At 74.0% G+C, this 21042-nt stretch carries 23 protein-coding genes; 12 read left to right on the top strand and 11 right to left on the bottom strand.

Features of this window, described 5'->3' with window-relative positions; genetic code table 11:
- From CRP30_RS21515 to CRP30_RS21495, 5 genes are read left to right on the top strand one after another with little or no spacing between them, the layout of a single operon-like run.
- Positions 1–1539: a tripartite tricarboxylate transporter permease gene (locus CRP30_RS21515; RefSeq protein ID WP_097186082.1), complete on the top strand. Its 1539-nt coding sequence runs from the start codon at positions 1–3 to the stop codon at positions 1537–1539.
- Positions 1532–2308, top strand: coding sequence for an enoyl-CoA hydratase/isomerase family protein (locus CRP30_RS21510; protein WP_097186081.1), 777 nt, complete (start codon positions 1532–1534; stop codon positions 2306–2308). Before CRP30_RS21515 ends, CRP30_RS21510 begins: the two co-directional genes overlap by 8 nt.
- Positions 2305–3510 carry a CaiB/BaiF CoA transferase family protein gene (locus tag CRP30_RS21505; RefSeq protein ID WP_097186107.1) on the top strand — a complete coding sequence of 402 codons (1206 nt, stop codon included), beginning with the start codon at positions 2305–2307 and terminating at the stop codon, positions 3508–3510. Before CRP30_RS21510 ends, CRP30_RS21505 begins: the two co-directional genes overlap by 4 nt.
- Entirely contained in the window at positions 3507–4409 is a 903-nt protein-coding gene (locus CRP30_RS21500; RefSeq protein WP_097186080.1) for a fumarylacetoacetate hydrolase family protein, read from the top strand. Before CRP30_RS21505 ends, CRP30_RS21500 begins: the two co-directional genes overlap by 4 nt.
- Positions 4406–5902, top strand: a complete 1497-nt coding sequence (locus CRP30_RS21495; RefSeq protein WP_097186079.1) for an aldehyde dehydrogenase (NADP(+)) — start codon at positions 4406–4408, stop codon at positions 5900–5902. The genes CRP30_RS21500 and CRP30_RS21495 overlap by 4 nt, the downstream gene beginning before the upstream one ends.
- A 70-nt stretch (positions 5903–5972) precedes the next feature.
- Here CRP30_RS21495 and CRP30_RS21490 read toward each other — a convergent pair whose 3' ends face one another.
- Entirely contained in the window at positions 5973–6200 is a 228-nt protein-coding gene (locus CRP30_RS21490) for a hypothetical protein (protein ID WP_097186078.1), read from the bottom strand.
- A 265-nt stretch (positions 6201–6465) separates the two neighbouring features.
- The gene (locus CRP30_RS21485; RefSeq protein WP_200814900.1) at positions 6466–6888 is read right to left on the bottom strand and encodes a MarR family winged helix-turn-helix transcriptional regulator; all 423 of its coding nucleotides are present in this window, start codon (positions 6886–6888) and stop codon (positions 6466–6468) included.
- Positions 6889–6955: 67 nt separating this feature from the next.
- Here CRP30_RS21485 and CRP30_RS21480 point away from each other — a divergent pair, with 67 nt between their 5' ends.
- On the top strand, positions 6956–8827 hold the full coding sequence (locus tag CRP30_RS21480) for an ABC transporter ATP-binding protein (RefSeq protein WP_304528909.1): 1872 nt from the start codon (positions 6956–6958) through the stop codon (positions 8825–8827).
- Here CRP30_RS21480 and CRP30_RS21475 read toward each other — a convergent pair.
- Both CRP30_RS21475 and CRP30_RS21470 read right to left on the bottom strand, forming a co-directional pair.
- The gene (locus tag CRP30_RS21475) at positions 8776–9243 is read right to left on the bottom strand and encodes an SRPBCC family protein (protein WP_159961860.1); all 468 of its coding nucleotides are present in this window, start codon (positions 9241–9243) and stop codon (positions 8776–8778) included. The two genes, CRP30_RS21480 and CRP30_RS21475, sit on opposite strands and share 52 nt — an antisense overlap.
- Positions 9240–9647 carry a nuclear transport factor 2 family protein gene (locus tag CRP30_RS21470; protein ID WP_097186076.1) on the bottom strand — a complete coding sequence of 136 codons (408 nt, stop codon included), beginning with the start codon at positions 9645–9647 and terminating at the stop codon, positions 9240–9242. Before CRP30_RS21470 ends, CRP30_RS21475 begins: the two co-directional genes overlap by 4 nt.
- Positions 9648–9729: 82 nt before the next feature.
- Between CRP30_RS21470 and CRP30_RS21465 the strand changes: the two genes are divergently transcribed.
- The 4 genes from CRP30_RS21465 to CRP30_RS21450 all read left to right on the top strand — a co-directional run bounded on the left by CRP30_RS21465 (position 9730) and on the right by CRP30_RS21450 (position 12162).
- The gene (locus tag CRP30_RS21465; protein WP_159961858.1) at positions 9730–10242 is read left to right on the top strand and encodes a MarR family winged helix-turn-helix transcriptional regulator; all 513 of its coding nucleotides are present in this window, start codon (positions 9730–9732) and stop codon (positions 10240–10242) included.
- Positions 10243–10395: 153 nt separating this feature from the next.
- Entirely contained in the window at positions 10396–11304 is a 909-nt protein-coding gene (locus tag CRP30_RS21460; RefSeq protein WP_097186074.1) for a diguanylate cyclase domain-containing protein, read from the top strand.
- Between the two features lie 63 nt (positions 11305–11367).
- Complete coding sequence (locus CRP30_RS21455) at positions 11368–11793, top strand: winged helix-turn-helix transcriptional regulator (RefSeq protein WP_159961856.1); 426 nt, start codon at positions 11368–11370, stop codon at positions 11791–11793.
- Positions 11794–11817: 24 nt separating this feature from the next.
- On the top strand, positions 11818–12162 hold the full coding sequence (locus CRP30_RS21450; RefSeq protein WP_097186072.1) for a thioredoxin family protein: 345 nt from the start codon (positions 11818–11820) through the stop codon (positions 12160–12162).
- Here CRP30_RS21450 and CRP30_RS21445 read toward each other — a convergent pair.
- On the bottom strand, positions 12116–12709 hold the full coding sequence (locus CRP30_RS21445; RefSeq protein ID WP_235003606.1) for an EAL domain-containing protein: 594 nt from the start codon (positions 12707–12709) through the stop codon (positions 12116–12118). The two genes, CRP30_RS21450 and CRP30_RS21445, sit on opposite strands and share 47 nt — an antisense overlap.
- Before the next feature lie 115 nt (positions 12710–12824).
- Between CRP30_RS21445 and CRP30_RS21440 the strand changes: the two genes are divergently transcribed.
- Positions 12825–13445 carry a dihydrofolate reductase family protein gene (locus CRP30_RS21440; RefSeq protein ID WP_097186070.1) on the top strand — a complete coding sequence of 207 codons (621 nt, stop codon included), beginning with the start codon at positions 12825–12827 and terminating at the stop codon, positions 13443–13445.
- A 73-nt stretch (positions 13446–13518) separates the two neighbouring features.
- On the opposite strand, the gene CRP30_RS21435 is transcribed toward CRP30_RS21440, so the two are convergent.
- From CRP30_RS21435 to CRP30_RS21420, 4 genes are all read right to left on the bottom strand, one after another.
- On the bottom strand, positions 13519–14178 hold the full coding sequence (locus CRP30_RS21435) for an ABC transporter ATP-binding protein (RefSeq protein ID WP_097186069.1): 660 nt from the start codon (positions 14176–14178) through the stop codon (positions 13519–13521).
- A complete protein-coding gene (locus CRP30_RS21430; RefSeq protein ID WP_097186068.1) occupies positions 14175–15005 on the bottom strand; it encodes an ABC transporter ATP-binding protein in 831 nt (276 codons plus the stop codon). Before CRP30_RS21430 ends, CRP30_RS21435 begins: the two co-directional genes overlap by 4 nt.
- Entirely contained in the window at positions 14995–17670 is a 2676-nt protein-coding gene (locus CRP30_RS21425) for a hypothetical protein (RefSeq protein ID WP_097186067.1), read from the bottom strand. Before CRP30_RS21425 ends, CRP30_RS21430 begins: the two co-directional genes overlap by 11 nt.
- 109 nt (positions 17671–17779) lie before the next feature.
- On the bottom strand, positions 17780–18232 hold the full coding sequence (locus CRP30_RS21420; protein WP_143278526.1) for a hypothetical protein: 453 nt from the start codon (positions 18230–18232) through the stop codon (positions 17780–17782).
- A 217-nt stretch (positions 18233–18449) separates the two neighbouring features.
- On the opposite strand from CRP30_RS21420, the gene CRP30_RS21415 reads away from it, so the two are divergent.
- Entirely contained in the window at positions 18450–19163 is a 714-nt protein-coding gene (locus CRP30_RS21415) for a hypothetical protein (protein WP_143278525.1), read from the top strand.
- 21 nt (positions 19164–19184) lie between these two features.
- Here CRP30_RS21415 and CRP30_RS21410 read toward each other — a convergent pair whose 3' ends face one another.
- Positions 19185–19865 carry a response regulator transcription factor gene (locus tag CRP30_RS21410; RefSeq protein ID WP_097186064.1) on the bottom strand — a complete coding sequence of 227 codons (681 nt, stop codon included), beginning with the start codon at positions 19863–19865 and terminating at the stop codon, positions 19185–19187.
- The gene (locus tag CRP30_RS21405) at positions 19862–20998 is read right to left on the bottom strand and encodes a sensor histidine kinase (protein WP_159961854.1); all 1137 of its coding nucleotides are present in this window, start codon (positions 20996–20998) and stop codon (positions 19862–19864) included. The genes CRP30_RS21410 and CRP30_RS21405 overlap by 4 nt, the downstream gene beginning before the upstream one ends.
- Between the last annotated feature and the right edge of the window lie 44 nt (positions 20999–21042).

Raw genomic sequence — 21042 nt, 5'->3', positions numbered from 1 at the left:
GTGCTCGACAACCTCGTCCTCGGCTTCTCGACGGCGCTGAGCCTGGAGAACCTGCTCTGGTGCTTCGTCGGCGTACTGGTCGGCACGGTCATCGGCGTCCTGCCAGGGCTCGGGTCGACGACCGGCGTGGCGGTGCTGCTCCCGCTCACGCTCTCCCTCGAGCCGGTGACCGGCCTGATCATGCTCGCGGGCATCTACTACGGCTCGCAGTACGGCGGGACGATCACCTCGGTGCTCATCTCCACGCCCGGCGAGGCGTCGAGCGTGGTGACCACCCTCGACGGCTACCAGATGGCCCGGCAGGGGCGCGCCGGCGCGGCGCTGGCGATCTCGGCGATCGGCTCGTTCGTCGCGGCGATCATCTCGCTGGGCCTGCTGGTGGCGCTGGCACCGCCCTTCGCGGCGTTCGCGCTCGACTTCGGGCCGCCGGAGATGCTGGCCGTGATGATCCTCGGGCTCGCCACGATCATCAGCTTCGCCGGTGACAACCGGATGCTGGGGCTGCTCATGGCCCTGGTGGGGCTGCTGATCGCCACCGTCGGCGTCGACCCGGGCAGCGGCACGTCGCGGTTCACCTTCGGGTCGATCTACCTGCTGGGTGGCATCCCGTTCGTCGAGGTCATGATCGGGCTCTTCGCCGTCGGTGAGGTGCTCTTCCAGATCCGGCAGGGAGCGGCGGCGCCGATCAAGGCGAAGTTCCGGGAGCTGATGATCAGCCGGGAGGACCTCCGCCGGTCGCGGGGCCCGATCCTGCGCGGCAGCTTCCTCGGGTTCCTCTTCGGCATCCTGCCCGGAGCCGGCTCGACGCTGGCCTCCTTCATGGCCTACGGCATCGAGAAGCGGGTCAACAAGCGGGGCAAGGAGTTCGGCACCGGCGCGATCGAGGGCGTGGCCGCACCGGAGGCCGCGAACAACGCCGCGGCCAACGCCAACTTCGTCCCGACCCTGACGCTGGGCATCCCGGGCGGCGCCACCACGGCCGTCCTGCTCGGCGCCTTCATGATCAACGGGATCCAGCCGGGGCCGCTGCTGTTCGAGGAGCAGCCCACCCTGGTCTGGGGCCTGCTGGCGTCCTTCTTCATCGGCAACGTGATCCTGCTGGTGCTCAACCTGCCGCTGGCGCCGGTCTTCGCGCAGATCCTGCGCGTCCCCTACGGCTACATGTACCCGATGATCCTGCTGACCAGCGTGGTCGGCGCGTACTCGATCTCCAACGGCATGTACAGCGTCTGGGTCGTGCTGATCTTCGGGATCATCGGCTACTTCATGAAGCGGCTGGACCTCCCCATGGCGCCGCTGGTGCTGGGCCTCGTGCTGGGCCCGTTGTTCGAGAAGGCGCTGGTCCAGACCTCGGCGATCGGCGACGGCAACCTGCTCATCGTCTTCACCCGGCCGCTGGCCCTGGTGGTCATGGCGATCGCCATCCTCCAGCTCGCCGCCCCCAGCATCATGGCGCGGCTGCTCCGGCGCCGTGCCACCACCCGTTCCCGGCGGTCCGACTCCGCCGACAGCACTCCGGAGGGCTCCACCCGTGGATGAACCAGAACTGCTCGTCGAGGCCGGCGGCGGTGTCCTGACCGTCACGTTCAACCGCCCTCGCCAGCGCAACGCGATGACGTGGGGCATGTACGAGGGCCTGTACGAGGCCTGCGAGCACGCCGACGCCGATGACGACATCCGCGTCCTGGTGCTCAAGGCGACCGGGGACAAGGCCTTCGTCGCAGGCACCGACATCAGCCAGTTCGCCGAGTTCTCCAGCGGTCAGGACGGCGTCGAGTACGAGGAGAAGATCGCCCGGATCGTCAACCGGCTCGAGGACGTCGACGTCCCGACCGTCGCGGCGATCCGGGGGTTCTGCGTCGGCGGCGGGCTGGGCATCGCCGCGGTCTGCGACCTGCGGGTCGCCACCCGCTCGGCGCGGTTCGGCATCCCCATCGCCCGCACCCTGGGCAACTGCCTGTCCATGAACAACTACTCGCTCCTGGTGCAGCAGCTCGGGCCGGCACGGACCCTGGACGTCCTGCTGCGGGCACGGCTGCTGACCGGCGACGAGGCCGCCGCCGCGGGGTTCGTCGCCGAGCTGTGCGACGACGACGACCTCGACAGCACCACCGACGGCGTCGTGCAGACCCTGCTCGGCCACGCGCCGCTCAGCATGTGGGCGACCAAGGAGGCGGTCCGCCGCATCCGGCGGGCGGCCATCCCCGACGGCGACGACATCGTCAGCCGCGTCTTCGGCAGCGACGACTTCCACGCCGCCGTCGCTGCCTTCGCCGCGAAGCAGCCCGTCGTGTGGCAGGGCCGGTGACGGAACCGTCCGCCTCCGGCCCGCTGGCCGGCACGCTGGTCGTCGACCTCTCGCGGGCCCTCGCGGGGCCACAGGCGACGATGATGCTGGCCGACATGGGGGCCCGCGTCATCAAGGTGGAGACGCCCGGCACCGGTGACGACTCGCGGCAGTGGGGGCCGCCGTTCGTCGGTCCCGAGGACGAGCCGGTGTCCACGTACTTCCTGTCGGCCAACCGCAACAAGGAGTCGCTCCAGCTCGACCTCAAGTCCGACACCGGGCGGACCGCGCTGGCGCGGCTGCTCGAGCGGGCCGACGTCCTGGTGGAGAACTTCCGGCCCGGCGTGCTCGACCGGCTGGGGTTCGGCCTCCCGCGCCTCGAGGAGCTGAACCCCGGCCTGGTGGTCCTGTCCATCAGCGGCTTCGGCCACGACGGCCCGGAGGGCGGCCGGGCCGGCTACGACCAGATCGCGCAGGGCGAGGCGGGCCTGATGTCGCTGACCGGCCCCTCGCCCGACCGGCCAACGCGCGTCGGGGTGCCGATCGGTGACCTGCTGGCGGGCATGTACGGCGCCTTCGGGGTGGCGGCGGCGCTCGCCGACCGGGCGCGGACCGGCCGTGGAACGGTCGTGCGGACGTCGTTGCTGGCGGCCATCGTCGGCGTGCACGCGTTCCAGGGCACCCGGTGGACGGTGGCCGGCGAGGTGCCGCGGGCGAGCGGCAACCACCATCCGGCCATCGCGCCCTACGGGGCCTTCACCGCGCAGGACGGGATCATCCAGGTGGCCGTCGGGAACGACGCCCAGTGGCGGGCGATGGCCGCCGTCCTCGAGCTCGACCCCGACGATGCGCGCTTCCGGTCCGGCCGCGACCGCGTGGCACACCGGCCGGAACTGATCGAGGCGATGGAGGAGCGGCTGGCCCACCGGCCGGCCGCGGAGTGGCTCGCGCTGCTCGCCGCGGCCGGGGTCCCGTCGGGCAAGGTGCGGACGCTGGACGAGGTCTACACCTGGGAGCAGACCCTCAGCCAGGGGCTGGTCGTCGACGTCGACCACCCGACCCTGGGGACGGTGCAGCTGCCCGGCCCGCCGCTCCGGCTGGAGACGCTTGCGGGCGCGCCGGCGGGGCGGGCGCGGCACAGTGCGCCACCCCTGCTCGGGCAGCACGACGACGAGATCCTGAGGTGGCTCGGCGGGACACCCGACCAGGAGGAGGGCCGATGACCCACGTGGTGCGGTACGAGGCGGACGGCGCGGTCCGCGTCGGAGTGCTCGGCGACGGCGGCGTCCGGCCGGTGCCGGGCGTGAGCTCCATGTCGGCGCTGCTGGCGCTCGGGCTGGACGAGGCCCGCGCGCTGGTCGAGGGCGCCGCCGCGGGCGGGCCGGTGACGCCCCTGGCGGCGGTGCGGCTGCTGCCGCCCGTGGACGGGCTCACCGAGGTCTGGGCCTCGGGGGTCACCTACGAGCGGTCCATGGACGCCCGTGTCGAGGAGAGCCAGGTCCAGGACGTCTACTCCCGGGTCTACGCCGCGGACCGGCCGGAGCTGTTCCTCAAGTCCGTGGCCTGGCGCGTGGTCACCGACGGCGAGCCGATCGCGGCGCGGCCGGACTCCGCGGTGACCGTGCCGGAACCGGAACTCGCCGTCGTCGTGACCGCTACCGCCGAGGTGTTCGGCTACACCGTCTGCGACGACGTCTCCTCGCGAGACATCGAGGGCGAGAACCCCCTCTACCTGCCCCAGGCGAAGATCTACGCCGGGAGCTGTGCCCTCGCGACCGGCATCCGCCCGGCATGGGAGGTCCCCGATCCCACCGCGCTGACCATCGGGATCCGGGTGACCCGCGGCGGCTCGGCGGTCTTCGAGGAGACGACGTCGACCGCGCGGATGCACCGGACCGTGCCCGACCTGGTCGCCCACCTGGTGGCTGCGCAGGACTTCCCCGGCGGGGCCGTCCTCTCCACCGGGACCGGGATCGTGCCGGACCTGGACTTCACCCTCCTGGAGGGCGACGTGGTCGAGGTGGACGTCGAGCACGTCGGAACGCTGACCAACCCGGTCGCCTCGCTGGCCGTCGCCCGCGCGGCCCGGGCCGACCACCACGTCGGAGGGGTCCTGCGATGACCGCCCGGCCGGTGCCCGACACCGACCCCGCACTGCTGGAGGAGATCCTCGCCGGCCTCGCCGCGAGCGCTGCTCCGCTCGCCGACACCGACCGGCTCGCCCGCGCCCGCGCGGTGCGGGCGGTCGCCGACGCGCTCGACGCGGCGTCGGCCGACCTGGTCGAGGTGGCCGCCCGCGAGACGTGGCTGCCCCTTCCGCGGCTGACCGGCGAGGTGGGGCGCACCAGCGGGCAGCTGCGCATGTTCGCCGGGGGGCTCGAGGAGGGCTCCTACCTCGACGTGATCATCGACCCGGCCGACCCGGGTGCGACGCCGGTGCCGCGCCCCGACCTGCGGCGGGTCCAGGTCCCGCTCGGACCGGTCCTGGTGTTCGCCGGCAGCAACTTCCCGTTCGCCTTCAGCGTGGCCGGTGGTGACACGGCCTCGGCGCTCGCCGCCGGCTGCCCGGTCGTCGTCAAGGCCCACCCCGGGCACCCGGAGACGTCGGTGCGCACGGCGGAGGTGGTGCGCAGGGCCTGGGAGGGCGCCGGCATGCCCGCGGGGTCGTTCGCGCTGGTCCTCGGCGAGCAGGTGGGGGTGGACGCGCTGCGCGACCCCAGGATCACGGCGGCGGGGTTCACCGGATCGCTGCACGGTGGGACGGCGCTGTACCGGATCGCCGCGCAGCGGGACGCGCCCATCCCCTTCTACGCGGAGATGGGCAGCCTGAACCCGACGTTCGTCACCGCGGGGGCGATCGCCGCGCGCGGGGACGAGATCGCGGCTGGGTTCGTCACCTCGTTCACCCTGGGGGTCGGGCAGTTCTGCACGAAGCCGGGTCTGCTCTTCCTGCCGCGCGGGCACGGCCTGGACGCGGCGCTCGAGCGGGCCGTCGCGGCCGCGGCGCCGGGGCGGATGCTGCACGAGCGCATCCGGACCGGGCACGACGCGGTCCGTGCGCAGCTGGCCGCCCTGCCGGGGATGCGCGTGGCCGCCGCCGTGGACAGCGACCCGGACGCGGGCGGCCCGGCCGGGGCCACCTTGCTGGCCACCGACCTCGCGACGTTGCTCGCCGAGCAGGACACCGTGCTGCCGGAGTGCTTCGGGCCGACGTCCGTGGTCGTCGAGTACGACGGCATGGACGACGTGCTGGTCGCCGCTCGCGCGTTCGGCGCCAGCCTGACCGCCACGGTGCACGCCGAGCCCGACGAGATCGAGCTGGTCCGCCCGCTCGTCCGGGAGCTGCGCGACCAGGCCGGGCGCATCGTGTGGAACGGCTGGCCCACCGGCGTCGCGGTGTCGTGGGCCATGCACCACGGGGGCCCGTGGCCGGCCACCAGCTCGCCGCTGCACACGTCGGTCGGCATGACCGCCATCCGCCGGTTCCTGCGGCCGGTCACCTACCAGGACGTGCCGGCCGCCCTGCTCGACGACGTCCTCCAGGACGCCAACCCGGCCGGGATCCCCCGCCGGCTCGGCGGTCGACTGTCGACGGGGGACCTCTCCCGGTCCTGAGACGGCGACGCGCCGGCGGTCGCCCCGCGCGGGGCGACCACCGGCGCGTGGGTGTCGTCGGTCGGCGGCGTCAGGCCGCGGGACGGCTCGCGTCGCGCGTGGTGTCGGCGGCGAAGCGGTCCAGCACGGCGCGCCGGTCGGCCGCGCTGTGCGCGGACCCGATGGCTCGGGTGGCCTCGATGGCGTCGAGCACGACGGCGCCGACCGAGGCGAGGGAACGGGTGAAGCGCTTCCCGCTCTGCAGGATGGCGCTCGCGTCGGTGGTGCGGGAGCCCGGTCGGCCGATGAACGTCGTCATTGTCTTCTCCTCTTTACTGCTGCGCGTCCGATGACGCCCTTTCCATCATCGACACGCCTCGCCCGGAAATTCGGCGTCCCACCTGTGACTCGGCACACGAACGACCATTTCGGTGGTGAGGTGCACCACGGAAGAGTCCATCATGTGACCGGCCCCACGTCGCCTGGCCTGCGGAATCATCGAACCGTCGCAGCGGAGTGCCGTCGACCAGAATGGTCACCGAATGGCTCGCCGGCCATTCGCGACGAGCATTCCGGAGCTGGATTCAGAGCTCGTCGGTGAGGGTGGTGAGGATCCGGTTCAGCGCTGCCCGGTCGTCCGCGGACAGGCGGCCGTAGAGCTGGGCGGAGTCGGCCGTCCGCGCCGCGTCGATCTCGCGGCGGACCGCCCGGCCCTCGTCGGTGGCACGCAGCAGGACCGCGCGCCGGTCGCCGGGGTCGGGGGAGCGCTCGATCAGGCCGCGCTCCTGCAGGGCGTCGGCCACCTCCGTCGCTGACCGGGGCGCGATGCGCAGCCCCTCGGCCAGGTCGGAGAGCCGGACGCCGTCGCGGGCGCTGATGACCATGAGGGCGCGCGCGTGGTGCGGGGACAGGTCCCACGGCGCCAGCGCCTCGCGGAAGCGCCGGCGCTGGAGCCGGGCCAGGCGCATGACGAGGTCGCCCAGCTCAGCCGTCCCGTCGTCCGCCACGGAGGAATGGTAGCGACGACGCTGCGGTTACCACACCGTGAGGTAACCTCAGCATCTTGACGAGGAGGTGGTCGGCATCGACGAGATGACGACGAACGGCAGGGGCGGGGACGGCAGGGGAGGCGACGGCGGTGGCCGGAGCGGCCGCCGGCCCGACCCGGCCGACAAGGCCCAGCTCGAGCGGTCGCCCGTGCGGTGGAGCCGCGTGGCCGGGCTGTTCCGGCCCTACCGGTGGCAGCTGGCCGTGGTGGTGGCGCTGATCGTGGCGTCCTCGACCGTCGCGCTGGCCACCCCGTTCCTGATCCGCCTCCTCATCGACGAGGCGATCCCCGCGCAGGACGTGTCCCTGCTGCTGTGGGCGGTCGGCGGCATGCTCGCCGTCACCGTGGTCACCGCGGTGTTCGGCGTGGTCCAGACCTGGCTGTCCACCACGGTCGGCCAGCGGGTCATGCACGGGCTGCGGACGGCGGTGTTCGGCCACCTGCAGCGCCAGTCGCTCGGCTTCTTCACCCGCACGCGCGGCGGTGAGGTGCAGTCGCGCCTGACCAACGACATCGGCGGCATGCAGTCGGTGGTCACCTCGACCGCGACGTCCTTCGCCGCCAACGCGACCACCGTGATCGGCACCGTCGTCGCGATGGCCGCACTCAGCTGGCGGCTCTCCCTGCTCTCCCTCGTCGTGCTGCCGCCGGCAGTCCTGCTGACCCGCCGGGTCGCCCGTCTGCGCCGCACCATTACCGCCCGCCGGCAGCGCTCGCTGGCCGAGCTGCACTCGCAGGTGGAGGAGGGCCTTTCGGTCAGCGGCGTGCTCCTCGCCAAGACCCTGGGCGCGGGCCCGGCCCAGTCGCAGCGCTTCGCGGCCACGTCCGACGACCTGGTCGCCCTCGAGGTCCGGTCACAGCTGGCCGGCCGCTGGCGCATGGCGACCATGAGCATCGTGTTCGCCGGCATCCCGGCGCTCATCTACCTGGCCGCCGGGCTGCCCGTGACGTCGGGTGGCATGACCATCGGCACGCTGGTCGCGTTCACCACGCTCCAGGGCGCGCTCTTCCGTCCCCTGATGGGGCTGCTCGACATCGGCGTCGCGCTGACCGCCTCGATGGCGCTGTTCAGCCGGGTCTTCGAGTACCTGGACCTGCCCGTCGACATCGACGACCCGGCCCAGCCCGTCCGCCTGGATCCCGACCGGGTGCGGGGCGAGGTCCGCTTCGAGCACGTCGGGTTCAGCTACCCCGACGGGCCGCGGGCCGCCCTCGCCGACGTCGACCTGACGATCCCGGCCGGGACGACGCTCGCGCTGGTCGGCGAGACCGGCTCGGGCAAGAGCACCCTGGCCTCGCTGGTGGCGCGGCTGAACGACCCGACGACCGGCCGGGTGACCATCGACGGCGTCGACGTCCGCGACCTCACCCTGGCCGACCTGGCCCGCCTCGTCGGTGTCGTCTCCCAGGAGACCTACCTGCTGCATGGGACCATCCGCGAGAACCTGCTGCACGCCCGGCCCGACGCCACGGACGCCGAGCTGGAGGAGGCCGCCCGCCGGGCGCAGGTGCACTCCGTGATCGCCGCGCTCCCCGCCGGCTACGAGACCGTCGTCGGCGCCCGGGGGCACCGGTTCTCCGGCGGGGAGAAGCAGCGGCTGGCCATCGCCCGCACGTTGCTGCGTGACCCGCGGATCCTGGTGCTCGACGAGGCGACCAGTGCGCTCGACAACGAGACCGAGCGGGCCGTCCAGGCCGCCCTCGACGAGGCCGCGCGGGGGCGGACGACGATCACCATCGCGCACCGCCTCTCGACGGTGCGCGACGCCGACCGGATCGCCGTCCTCGACGCCGGGCGGGTCGTGGAGCAGGGCTCGCACGAGGAGCTGCTCGCCCGGGGCGGCCGCTACGCGCGGCTGGTCGGTTCCGCCGAGCGGGCGGTCGAGCTCGTCGCCTGAGCCAGCGCGGCCAGCGCGTCGGCCTCGCTCGCGAGCCGGCGCCGGTAGACCGGTGCCAGCACCGGATTGAGCACGGCGAGCGGCCCGGTCATCCGGACGTCGACCTCGAGCACCACGGTGCACCCGCCGTCGGCCTCGGGGACGACGGTCCGCCGCCCCTCCACGGCCGCGGTGGCGTTGCCGCCGGCGAAGGAGGCCGACCGGGCCTCCGCCGCGGTGATCGTCGTCGGCGTGACGAACGTTCCGCCCGCGAAGCGCAGCTCCTCGGTGATCCGCTGGCCCACCCTCGCCGGGCCGGCGGGCTCGGTCTCCATCCTGCGGACGGCCGACCGCCACTCGCCGTCCCGTGACCAGTCGAGCACCAGGGCGGCCGCCTCGTCGGCCGACCACGGCAGGTGCCGGCGCTCCACGCTCACGACGCCACCTCCTGCGCGGCCGCGCCCCAGAACTCGTCGACGGCGTACTGGTCGCGGCTGTGCAGCCACGACTCGGCGATCCGGCCGTCCCGCAGCCGGGCCACGTGCGCGAGGTTGTTCTCCAGCGACTGCTCCCGGTCCGGGCGGGTGGCGGTGTAGGTGCACAGGGCCACGCCCCACTCGCCGTCGTCCAGGACCCGGTGGACGGTGAGGGCCAGGGTTCCGCCGGTGACCTCGGCCGCGTGGGCCACGAACCCCACGACGGCGTCACGCCCGGTGTAGGTGCCGGTGTTGGAGCTGCGGCCCGGCACGTGCAGCACGGTGTCCTCGGTCAGGCTCTGCGCGGCCGTGGCCAGGTCGCCGGCGGCCAGGGCGTCGTACCAGTCGGTCAGTGGTGACGGCATCTCGTCCTCCTCGGTTCTCCCCCGCGCTCATTTCGACGTCGAAATGATGCACCGCGAGGTATTTCGATGTCAAACTCTTTCCGTGGCCGAGGCTGGGGGAGATGCCGTGGAGCAGATGGTCGAGCAGTGGCGCCGGGAACGGCCGGACGTCGATCCGTCGTCCATGGCGGTCTTCGCGCGGCTGACCAGGGCGCACCTGGCGGCGTCCCGGGCGATCGAGGCGACGCTCGGGCGGCACGGCCTCAACCGCGGCGAGTTCGACCTGCTCGCCTCGCTGCGGCGGGCCGCGGAGCCCTATCGGCTCTCGCCCGGTGACCTGGCGCGGGCGATGGTGCTCTCGCCGGCCGCCACCACCAACCGGATGCAGCGGCTGGAGGAGCGCGGGCTCGTCGTGCGGCGCCCGGACCCGGCCGACGGGCGATTCGGCGTCGTCGAGCTGACCGACGCGGGCAAGGCTCTGGTCGACGCGGCGGTCACCGACCACGTGGCGACCCTGGACCGGCTGCTCGCCGATCTGCCGGTCCGCGACAGGCCCGGCTTCACCGCGCTCCTCGGCGCCGTCGAGCGGAACGCAGCGGCTGCACCGGAACGGTGAACTGACCCGTACCCGCGGTAACACTTGCGGCCTCCTGCGGGTATGGCCGCAGAATCGTCGGTGGGGGAGAGCGCGGAGCGGCGACCTGGGTCGTACGGTCCTTGCTCCCGGTGTACGACGACGTGCTCCGGTCCGACGGTGGAAGTTGGCCCGATGACTGTGCAGCCCGAGGTGGCCCAGGCCCCGGATCAGCTGCTGCGCGACTTCGTCGACGCCAGTGACGCGCTGCTCTGCATCGTGGACGGCGACGGGCGGATCCTGCTGACCAACCCGGCGCTGCAGCGGTTCACCGGCCGGACCGGAGCCGAGCTCGCCGGGCGGCTGTTCTGGGACGTCTACGTGGTGCCCGAGCACGCGGCGCTCTCCCAGGACGCCGTCGCGCGGGCGATGGCCACCGGGACGGCCTACCCGCAGGAGGGCGACTGGCTCACCGGCACGGGGGAGCGCCGGCGCGTGGCGATGCGCAACACCGTGCTCCGCGATGACGAGGGGCGGCCCTACGCCGTCGGCTGCGTCGGGCTCGACGTCACCGACGACCGGCGCCGCGAGGCGCAGCTGCACCGGCGCGCGCAGACCGATCTGCTCACCGGGATCGCCAACCGGGGCGCCCTCTTCGACGCCCTCCGGACGCGCCTCGCGGACGGTGCGGACTGCTCACTGCTCTTCTGCGACCTCGACCAGTTCAAGGCGGTCAACGACCGGTACGGGCACGCGGTGGGAGATGCCCTGCTGGCCGAGGTGGCCCAGCGGATGGCCACGGTGGTCGGTCCGGGCCACCTCGTGGCGCGCTTCGGCGGGGACGAGTTCGTGATCGTGTGCCACGGGCGGGCGGAGGACGAGCTCGCCGCGATGGCCGACCGGGTCTTCGACGTCGTCCGGGCGCCCTTCGAGGGTCCGCGGGGTCCGCTGTCGATCGGCGTCAGCATCGGCATCGCCGTCGGGCGCCCCGGTGACGACGCCGACGAGCTGATCGGCCGGGCCGACCGGGCGATGTACGGGGCGAAGATGCACCCGCATCGGCGATCAGAGCGGCCGCGGAGGTCCGAGGACCCCGGGCGCTGACCCGCGACGCGGCGGGACGCGTCCTCGTACCGGGAGCTGAGTCCTGGGTCTAGACTCAGCACCGTGAATGACGGAGTGGCGGGCGTCCTGGCTCTCGTGGGGGAACGGTGGGCGCTGCAGGTGGTCCGCGACGTGTCCCTCGGGCTCCGCCGGTTCAACGAGCTGGAGGCGGCCACCGGGGCGCCCCGCACGGTGCTGTCCGACCGATTGCGCCGGCTCGTCGACGCCGGCGTCCTCGACACCCGCCCGTACCAGGTGCCGGGCAGCCGCGTGCGCACCGAGTACGTGCTCACCGACGCCGGCTACGACCTGCTGCCCCTGCTGTCGGCGATGTCCGACTGGGGCGAGCGCCATCTCGGGGGCGGCGTCCCCGGGGATGTCGTCTACCGGCACGGCGGGTGCGGCGGCCGGGTCACCGCCCGCCTGGTCTGCGAGTGCGGCCAGGAGACCGCGCCGCGGGACCGGCTCATCGCCGAGATCAACCGCTAGTCAGCCGCCGAGGAGAGAGCAGCCATGTCCAGCACCCTGCCCACCACGTCCGACGCCACCTTCCGGGACGACGTCCTGGCCAGCGCCGTCCCCGTGCTCGTCGAGTTCACCGCCACCTGGTGCCCGCCGTGCCGCATGATCGCGCCCGTGCTGGCGCAGATCGCCGCCGAGCAGACCGGGCGGCTGCGGGTCCTGGCCATCGACGTCGACGAGAACCCGCTCACCACCCGGGCCTACGGCGTCATGGGCATGCCGACACTGGCGCTGTTCGTGGGCGGCGAGGTGGTCACCACCGTCGTCGGCGCCCGGCCGCACGCGATGATCATGAAGGAGCTGGAGCCGCACCTGGCGTCAGCGCACGCGCGCTGATCCGAGGCCGGGAACGGCCTCGCGGCGCGGGTGCGGCACCCGGACCGGCAGCGGGGTGATCTGGGCCAGGCCTCCGGCGGGCCGGGCGGCCGTAGTGCCAGCCCTCGCCGTGGTCCACGCCGAGCCGTCCCAGGACGGCGCCCTCGCCCTCGCCCTCCACCCCCTCGGCGACGACGCGCACCGCGCAGCCGTGACCGAACTCGACGAGCGAGCGGACGAGCGTCTCCAGAACGGGGCCGGCGTCGAGGCCGGCCACGATGCTGCGGTCGATCCTGATGACGTCGGGAGCGGTGACGACGATGTGCCGCAGCGACGAGAAGCCCGCGCCGACGTCGTCGATGGCCAGCCGCAGCCCGGCGGCGCGGAGCGGGGCCTGGGTCGCGTTCAGGGCGGCGTAGTGCTCGACCCGGTCCAGGTGCTCGGCCGCCCGCTCCAGGGCCAGCAGTTCCAGGATGTGCCCCGAGCCCACGCTGTGTGCCTGCGCGAAGACGACGTCGGGCGCCAGGCCCCACTCGGCGGGGAACCGGCTGAGCGCCTCGGCGCCCACCCGCCGGGCGGTGTCACTGCTGGAGGAATTTCCTCGATCGTGTCGATGACTGCGGTTCCCGTTCGACGTCTGGGTGAGGGGCCGGCACGCGGCCCACGCACCGGAGGAGATCGCCATGCGCCCGCTCGTCGTCACCACGTTCGTCACCCTCGACGGGGTCATGCAGGCCCCCGGCGGCCCCGGGGAGGACCCCTCGGGCGGCTTCTCCCTCGAGGGCTGGCTGCCGCCGTTCTTCGACGAGACGATCGGCGAGCAGATGAACGCCTGGTTCACCGGCGCCCAGGACTTCCTGCTCGGGCGCACCACCTACGAGATCTTCTACGCCTCGTGGCCGCAGATGATCGGTGACGACCCGGTCTCCCAGGGCATCAACTTCAAGAAGAAGTACGTCGCCTCCCGCACCCTCACCTCGGTGGAGTGGGGGACCGCCGAGCTGCTGCAGGGCGACGTCGGTGACGCCGTCCGTGCGCTCAAGTCCGAGGACGGCGGCGAGCTGCAGGTGCACGGCTCGGCGGGGTTGATCCAGACGCTGCTGACGGAGGACGTGGTCGACGAGCTGCGGCTCGTGGTCTTCCCCGTGGTGCTCGGCGAGGGCAAGCGGCTGTTCGGCGACGGGGCCATCCCCCGCACGTGGCGGCTGAGCGACCACCAGGTCTCCCCCACCGGCGTCCTGATGACCACCTACCGGCGCGTGGGTGAGGTCGAGACGGGCGCCGTCGGCCCCGAGTACGAGTGAGCCGCCGTGAGTGTGCGGAAGTCGGCCTTATCCCGCCCGGATGGGGCCGATACCTGCACACTCGCGCGGGAAGTCAGCCCTCGATCACCTGGCCGTCGCTGAGGCGGACCACGCGGTCGGCGTTGGCGACCACCACCGGGTCGTGGCTGGCCAGCAGCACACCCGTCCCGGCCGCCGCGTAGACCTCCCGCAGGGTCGTCAGCACGTGCGTGGACAGCTCCTCGTCCAGCCGGCCGGTGGGCTCGTCGGCGATGAGGAACGCCGGCCGGACGACGAGGGCCCGGGCGATCGCGGTCCGCTGCTGTTCCCCCAGCGAGACCTCGTCGGGCATCCGCCCGGCCAGGTGCTCAAGGCGCAGCGCCGCGAGCGCCGCGAGCGCCGCCGGTCCCGGCTCCGCGGCACCCGCCAGCCGGGCCGCCATCGCCACGTTGTCGGCGAGGGTGAGCTCGTCCAGCAGCCCGAACCGCTGGGGGACGACGGCGACCGTCGCCCACCCCGCCGCGTCGGGGCGGGCGGCGCCGGGCACGTGCACCGACCCGGCGTCGGGCTGCTCCCAGCCGAGCAGGCAGTTGAGCAGCGTGGTCTTCCCCGAACCGGAGCGGCCGAGCAGCGCCACCACCTCGCCCGGCCGCACCTCCACCGAGACCCCGCGCAGCGCGTGCACCTGCTCGCGACCGCGGCGGTAGCTCTTGTGCACGTCCGTCGCCGACAGCGTGCCGGTGGTGGTCGTCACGACGGGTCCCGCAGGACGACGCCGTCGGCGGTGAGCTCGATGAGCACGCGGCGGTCGGGGAAACGGGCCAGCGCCTCCTCGGGCAGTTGCACGCGGCCGTCGCCGTCGATCACCGCGAGCCGCCGCCCGGCGACCTCCTCGTGGGCGACCGTGCCCGAGCGGAGGTGGATGACCTGGTCGGCGGCCGCCGCGGCGAGCGGATCGTGCGTGGCCATGACGACGGTCGTGCCGGTGCGGGTCAGCTCGGAGACCGCGCCCAGCAGGTCGGCGGTGGTCCGGCTGTCCAGCTCGCTGGTCGGCTCGTCGGCGACCACCAGTGCCGGGCGTCCGACGACGGCCTGGGCGAACGCGAGCCGCTGCTGCTCGCCGCCGGACAGCTGTCCGGGCAGGTGCTCGGCCCGGTCGGCGATGCCCAGCAGGTCGAGGAGCTCGCTGGTCTCCCGGACGACGTCGGCCCGGGAGACGCCGCGCAGCTTCCCGGCCATGGCCAGGTGCTCGCGGGCGGTGAGGTGCGGCAGCAGGTTCTGCGGCGGGCGGGGGAAGACGTAGCCGATGTTCCGTCGGCGCAGCGTGCGCAGCCGGTGGGCCGACATCCCGGTCAGCGCGTGGCCGGCGACCTCCGCGCGCCCCGCGGTCGGCCGGTCCTGCGCGGCGAGGATCCGCAACAGCGAACTCTTGCCCGAGCCGGAGGGCCCGGTGATGGCGGTCAGCCGCCCGGCGGGGACGACGGCGTCGACGCCCTTGAGCGCGTGCACCTCGCCGCTCGGCGACCAGTAGATGCGGACCAGTCCCTCACAGACCGCCGCCGGGGTCGCGTCATGTGGCATCGCGCATCACCTGTCCTCCGGTCGCCCGCCGGGCCGACCGCCCGACCAGCAGAGCGCTCGCCGCGGTGACGAGCGCGACCCCCACCACGACGGCCGCGACGCTCCCCCACGGGAGGGCGAACAGGGGGTCCGGGCGCAGGTCGGGCACCGGGTCCAGCAGGCCGAGCAGCAGCGCCGACGTCGGCAGGGCCACGGCGACCGCCACGAGCGCCCCGAGCCCGGCCAGCAGCCCGATCTCCAGCGCGCCGGCCGCGTCCAGGGACCGGCGTCCCATGCCCATGCGGGTGAGCAGCAGCGCCGCGACCGTCCGGCGGCGTTGCTGCGCCAGGGCGTGCATGGCGATCCCGGTCAGCCCGAGCAGCCCGGCGGCGAGCGCGATGGCCCGCAGGTAGCCGAACGACCACGACTGGGCGCTGAGCTCCGGGCGGGCGGCGAAGTCGCTGCTCGTGCGCACCTGGTCGAGGTCGTAGGCGTAGTCCTCGGCGGTGAGGGCCTGCAGCACGGGTTCGACGGCGCCGCGGGCCCACACCTGCCGATCGAGCACGGCGTCCACCTCCCGGCCGCTCCCCTCTACCGCGGCGGTGAAGCTGTCCCAGTCGGCGACCACCATCGGCGCCCGGGCCGGCTGGCCGGGGAAGGCGTCGGTGCGACCGACCACGTCCAGCTGCATGGCGTAGACGCGCCCGAACTGCAGCACCAGCTCCGCGCCGACGTCGTCGTCGGCCGTCCCGGCCAGGACGACGGGCACGCCGCTGCCTTCGTGGTCGGCGAGGGCGGCCATCAGCTCGTCGAGCGGCTGGTCGGCGAAGGCGGGATTCCACCGGGTGATCGCGGCGACCTCGTCCGGCCGGACGACGAGCACGTCGGCGACCCGCTCGCCCGGGGAGAGCTCGGCTCGCGTGCCCACACCCACGATCGTCGTGCCCGGCGGCCGCGGTCCCGTCTCGATGGTCTGCCGGAGCAGCGGGACGACGACGTCGCTGCCGGTGCCGACCGCCTGCTTGGCCGCGATGGTGCGCTCGGTGGAGTCGGCCAGCGCACCGGAGTACGCGATCAGGCCGAGCGCGAGCGCCGTCGTGACGACCACGAGGCGGGTGGCGGAGCGCCCGGTGAGCACCCGGGACAGCGCCAGGAACGGCGCCGGGGGGAGTCGGTCCAGCCGGGCGCGGGCCCGCGCGCCCAGCCGGGGCAGTGCTCCGGTGACCGCGCCGGCGACGACGGCGGTGACCAGCAGGGGGAGGACCAGCTGCAGCAGGTCGATGCCACCGCCGTCCGCCCGGCCGGTGAACACCGGGATCGCGGTGACGACGGTGACCGCCGCGGTGACCGCCAGCCAGGGGATCCGCGCGAACAGCGCGTCGGGCCGCCGGCCGAGGGAGTCCGCGCGCGCCACCAGGGCGGTGGTGACGAGGCCGACGGTCAGCAGTGCGGCGATGCCGGCCGCTCCGACGACGACCAGGGCGGCGGGGGCGGAGGCATCCGGGAGGTCGGAGGCCGGACCGAAGGCACGGACCAGCAGCCATCCGGCGACCCCTCCGACGGCGAGCCCGGCGAGCGTGGGGAGGACGGCCTCGCGGACCGCCTGGGCCCCGGCGCGCGAGGGCGGGAGGCCGCGGGCCAGCAGGAAGAGCAGCTCGTCCTCGCGCCGGCGGGCGCGCTGCCCCGCCCAGGCGCCGACGAGCACCAGCGCAGCGGCGCCGGCCCCGATGCCGACCGCACGGACCGGGGGAGCGAGGAGGGCGACCGTCTCGTCGACCCGCTCGAGTGCGTCGGGCAGCTCGGACCGGGGCGCCGGGCGCTCGAAGCTGAACAGGTTGGTGATCCGGACCGCGCGGCTGCGTGGGACGACGAGGTCCGCCTCGAGCCGTTCCATCAGGTCGGCCCGGCCGCGGGCCTCGTCGACGCCGATCCCGGTCGGCAGCGGGAGGAACCACTCGAGTTCGACGTCCTCGTCGATGGCGACCGCGGTGGCGAGCACCTGGTGCCGCGGCGAGAAGACGGCGACGGTGGGGAACTCCGGGTCCTTGGTGCCCGGGTCCGGCGGGGGGATGAAGAGGTTCTCCAGGCCGCCCCAGTACGCGGGGAGGGGGACGGCGAGGTCCTCGTAGATCCCCGTGACCTCGAACGAGGCGACGGCACCCGAGTCCGCCTGGCCCGGGACCGTGCCGCCGGGCTGGACACCGATCAGGTCGACCAGGCGGGCGGGTGCCAGCACGCCCGGTTCCCCGGCGATCACGTCGACGTTCTGCTCCGCGCCGGTGCGGGAGACGTGGACGATCCGGGCCGGCCCGGTCGGGGTGTCGAAGAACAGCGGGTCGCTCAGGCGGACCAGGGAGAGCGGCTCGGGGAGGCCGAGAGCGGTGGCCGTCGCGACGACGGCGTCGTCGAGCTCGGCGGCCAGGGGGACCCGGGAGGCGGCCGGCTCCGGGGCGCCCGGGGTCGAGGAGGAGTGAAAGGTGGTGCCGATCTCGGACTCGGCGTGCCGGGCGCGCTCGCTCCGCCAGGCGCCCTCCTCGGCCGACCCGATCATCAGCGGGACGGAACCCAGGGCGGCGGCGAGCACCGCGACGAGGACGGCCAGCCCGACGGCCTGGCTGGGGACGGGCAGGAAAGCGAGCCGCAGGCGGCGCAGGACCGACCGGGGCCCGCCCCGTCGCGTGGTCATCGGGCGGAACGTAGCGGCCCGGACCGGTCCGGCGGGAGTGCCCGTTGCCATCCCGTTGTGCGCTGGTCCACCGAACGGGCGACGGATGAGGTCGATCAGCGCACGATCGTCAGCCGGCGGAGGCCCTGCGGCGCTTCGGACGGCGCTTCGTCACCATGCCCGGGACGGGCTCGTCGTCGTCCGGGCTGCGCGAGAGTCGCCAGGCGATCCAGATCATCAGCGGGATGCCGACGTGGAACGCCAGGACCGACGTGACGATGTACCAGTCGGCCTCGGACCGGAAGTACCCCGCGGAGACCGACCGCGACGTGCGCCCGGCCCTCCCCTCCGGCATCCACAGGATCGTCAGGTAGGTCCAGGCGGTGAAGCCGTAGAAGCCCAGCGGGGCGACCACCCACACCCGCTGGGAGAAGGCCAGCAGCACCAGGGGCGAGGCCGCCGCGAGCCCCACGAGGAGCCCGACCCCGGCGCGCTGCCAGCCGGTGAGCGTCGCCAGCCACGGGCCCCAGGAGTCGAACGTCGGCTCCCCCAGCAGGATCGCCAGCACGATCGACGCGGTCATCAGGAGCAACCCGCCGACGAGGTGGAGGCAACCGCCCCGCCGGTCGTCGTCCCTGCGTCGCCGCCTCGCCACCCGTCTCCCCCGCTACCCGAATCGGCGCGCACGAAGGCCCGCCATCCCGGCCGGAACGGTTCCACACTTCCCGATGGGCCTCGCCGCCCGGCCTGGCCCGGTTCACGGGAGGGGTGTCGCCATGGAAGCCAGAGCTGGATCCGGGATGAACGACCCAGCGGTTGCCGGTCGCATGCGGGACGACGGGATGGACGCGAGGTGGGACCGGATCACGGCGGTCGCCGGCCTGCTGTTCATCGCGCTGATCCTCGCCAGCTTCTTCACGCCGGCGACGCCCGACTACCCGAGCTCCGCCGAGCAGCTCGCGGCCGAGCTGACGGCCGATCGGTCCGGCCACCAGATGGCGCTGTTGCTGGGTTTCCTCGGCGACATCGCGGTCCTGGTGTTCCTGGCCGGCCTGTGGAGCCGGTTCCGTCGGCACGAGGGCACCGGCGGCATGATGTCCGGCCTCTTCGCCATCGCGAGCGCCACCTTCGCCGCGACCATCCTGGTGTCCGAGGGGCTCTACCTCGCCCTGATCCAGGCGGCGGAGAGCGCCGACCCGTCGACGCTGCCCACCATCCAGGCGCTCGACTACTGGGTCGGGATCTGCACCGTGCCGGCCGGCGTCGCGATGATGATCGGGGCCACCGGCGCCATCCTCGGTGCGCACGCGCTGCCGGCCTGGCTCGGCTACCTGTCCGGGCTCACCGGCGTCCTGCTGGTGCTCAGCCTGGCCGGCGTCTACGAGTCGGACGAGGAGTCGGTGCTGGTCACCATCGGCGGCTTCGGTGGGTTCCTGCTGTTCCTGGTGTGGGCGCTGGCGACCAGCGTCGTGCTCCTGATGCGCTCCCGTCACCACGCGGGAGCAGCCGCCTGAACGGGGTGCCGGCCTGCTGGGTCAGTGCTCCAGCAGGCCGGCCTCGTGGGCGAGGATGGCGGCCTGGGTCCGGTTGGCCAGGTCGAGCTTGGCCAGCAGTCGCGAGACGTAGGTCTTCACCGTCGCCTCGCTGACGAAGAGGCGCGTGGCGAGCTCCGCGTTGGACCCCCCGCTGCCCAGCAGTTGCAGCACCTCGCGCTCCCGGTCCGACAGCGACGCCACCCGCTCCAGTGCCCCGGCCCGCCGCGGGGCGGCCCGCCGCTCCACGTAGGAGTCGATCAGCGTGGCGGTCACCTTGGGGGACAACGTGGCCGTGCCGTCGGCCACCGCGCGGACGGCGGCGGCGATCTCGCGCGGCGGGGTGTCCTTGAGCAGGAAGCCGGCGGCTCCGGCGGCCAGCGCCGCGTACACGTACTCGTCGAGGTGGAAGGTCGTGAGGACGGCGACCTGCGGCGGATCCGGCAGCGCGAGGAGCTGCCGGGTCGCCTCCAGCCCGTCCATCACCGGCATGCGGATGTCGGTCAGGACGACGTCGGGCCGCAGCTCCCTGGCCGCCCGCACCCCGGCCGCGCCGTCACCGGCATCACCGACGACCTCGAAGCCGCCGACCGACTCCAGCACCGTGCGCAGGCCGAACCGCACGAGCTCCTCGTCGTCGACGAGGAGGACGCGGATGGCCGCCTGGCTGCCGGGACCACTCATACCGGCAGCACCGCCTCCACCGCGAAGCCGCCGTCCAGCCGGGGTCCGGCGGAGAACCGGCCGCCCAGGGTGCGCACCCGCTCAGCCAACCCCACCAGGCCGTAGCCGCCCGACACGGGCTGCCCGGAACCACCGGCTCCGTTGACGACGGACACGACGAGCCGGTCGCCGGGGCGGTCGACCGTGATGCACACCGGAGCGCCCGGCGCATGCTTCCCCGCGTTGGTCAGCGCCTCCTGGACGATCCGGTAGGCCGCGCGGCCGACGGCGGCGTCCACCGGGCTGCCGGACGGCAGTCCCCGCAGCTCGACCGTCATGCCCGCCTCGCGGGCTCCGTCCACCAGGACCGGAACGGCGTCCAGGGCGGGCTGCGGACCCAGGGGCGCGTCGTCGTCGACGTCCCCGCCGCGCAGGACGCCGACCATCTGCCGCAGTTCCTCCAGCGCCTGCCGGCCGGCGGTCTGCACCTGCCCGGCGAGCTGCTCGACCCGTTCGGCGTCCCGGGCGGCCATCTCGATGGCGCCGGCCTGCAACACCATGAGGCTCACCCGGTGGCCGACCGCGTCGTGCATCTCCCGGGCGATGCGGGTCCGCTCGCCGAGGACCGCCTCGCGCGCCATCAGCTCCCGCTCGGCCTCGGCGCGCTCGGCCCGGTCGCGCAGCGCGAGGAGCAGCAGGGCCCGGGTGCGCTGCCAGACGCCGAGGGCGCCCGGCAGCACGATCGCCACGGCCACCCCGCCGATCGCCCCCACCCACTCGTTCGACCCGGACAGCGCCCACGGCTGGAGGACCGCCACTCCGCCGACCAGCCCCGCGCCGATCCGGACCGGCCACCGCCCCTCGTACCGGCCGACCGCGTAGGTGGTGAGCAGCAGCCCGATCACGAGGTCCGGCATGAGCGCGCCGAGGGCGGCGCTGATCGCGAAGGGCACCAGCGGCGCCGACCGCCGGAAGAGGAACAGCGTGACCACGAGGAGCGCGCTGCCGGTCAGGAGGACGGCGTCCGGGACGAGCCCGGCCTCGGGGGTGACGACGCCGATGGCGATGGTCGCCGTGGCCGTGAGGGCCACGTGCGCCTCGAGCCAGAGCCCGCGCGTGCTGAGGCCCGGCCAGATGCGGTCGCGGAGCCTCATGTCCGGAGCGTATTTCGGCGGGCACCTCCGGCGGGTCGCCCGTG

This window comes from Blastococcus haudaquaticus, from assembly GCF_900230285.1.
Lineage (GTDB): Bacteria > Actinomycetota > Actinomycetes > Mycobacteriales > Geodermatophilaceae > Blastococcus_B > Blastococcus_B haudaquaticus.
The sequence above is the reverse complement of the archived record's forward strand: the minus strand, read 5'-3'. Positions and strand labels throughout refer to the sequence as shown.

What these genes read in the sequence shown, in the direction of transcription:
- CRP30_RS21495 (WP_097186079.1), top strand. Translation starts at nt 4,406, where the DNA reads ATGACCGCCCGGCCGGTGCCCGACACCGACCCCGCACTGCTGGAGGAG.
- CRP30_RS21500 (WP_097186080.1), top strand. Translation starts at nt 3,507, where the DNA reads ATGACCCACGTGGTGCGGTACGAGGCGGACGGCGCGGTCCGCGTCGGA.
- CRP30_RS21415 (WP_143278525.1), top strand. Translation starts at nt 18,450, where the DNA reads ATGAACGACCCAGCGGTTGCCGGTCGCATGCGGGACGACGGGATGGAC.
- CRP30_RS21410 (WP_097186064.1), bottom strand. Translation starts at nt 19,865, where the DNA reads ATGAGTGGTCCCGGCAGCCAGGCGGCCATCCGCGTCCTCCTCGTCGAC.
- CRP30_RS21425 (WP_097186067.1), bottom strand. Translation starts at nt 17,670, where the DNA reads ATGACCACGCGACGGGGCGGGCCCCGGTCGGTCCTGCGCCGCCTGCGG.
- CRP30_RS21440 (WP_097186070.1), top strand. Translation starts at nt 12,825, where the DNA reads ATGCGCCCGCTCGTCGTCACCACGTTCGTCACCCTCGACGGGGTCATG.
- CRP30_RS21460 (WP_097186074.1), top strand. Translation starts at nt 10,396, where the DNA reads ATGACTGTGCAGCCCGAGGTGGCCCAGGCCCCGGATCAGCTGCTGCGC.
- CRP30_RS21405 (WP_159961854.1), bottom strand. Translation starts at nt 20,998, where the DNA reads ATGAGGCTCCGCGACCGCATCTGGCCGGGCCTCAGCACGCGCGGGCTC.
- CRP30_RS21490 (WP_097186078.1), bottom strand. Translation starts at nt 6,200, where the DNA reads ATGACGACGTTCATCGGCCGACCGGGCTCCCGCACCACCGACGCGAGC.
- CRP30_RS21420 (WP_143278526.1), bottom strand. Translation starts at nt 18,232, where the DNA reads ATGACCGCGTCGATCGTGCTGGCGATCCTGCTGGGGGAGCCGACGTTC.
- CRP30_RS21450 (WP_097186072.1), top strand. Translation starts at nt 11,818, where the DNA reads ATGTCCAGCACCCTGCCCACCACGTCCGACGCCACCTTCCGGGACGAC.
- CRP30_RS21470 (WP_097186076.1), bottom strand. Translation starts at nt 9,647, where the DNA reads ATGCCGTCACCACTGACCGACTGGTACGACGCCCTGGCCGCCGGCGAC.
- CRP30_RS21430 (WP_097186068.1), bottom strand. Translation starts at nt 15,005, where the DNA reads ATGCCACATGACGCGACCCCGGCGGCGGTCTGTGAGGGACTGGTCCGC.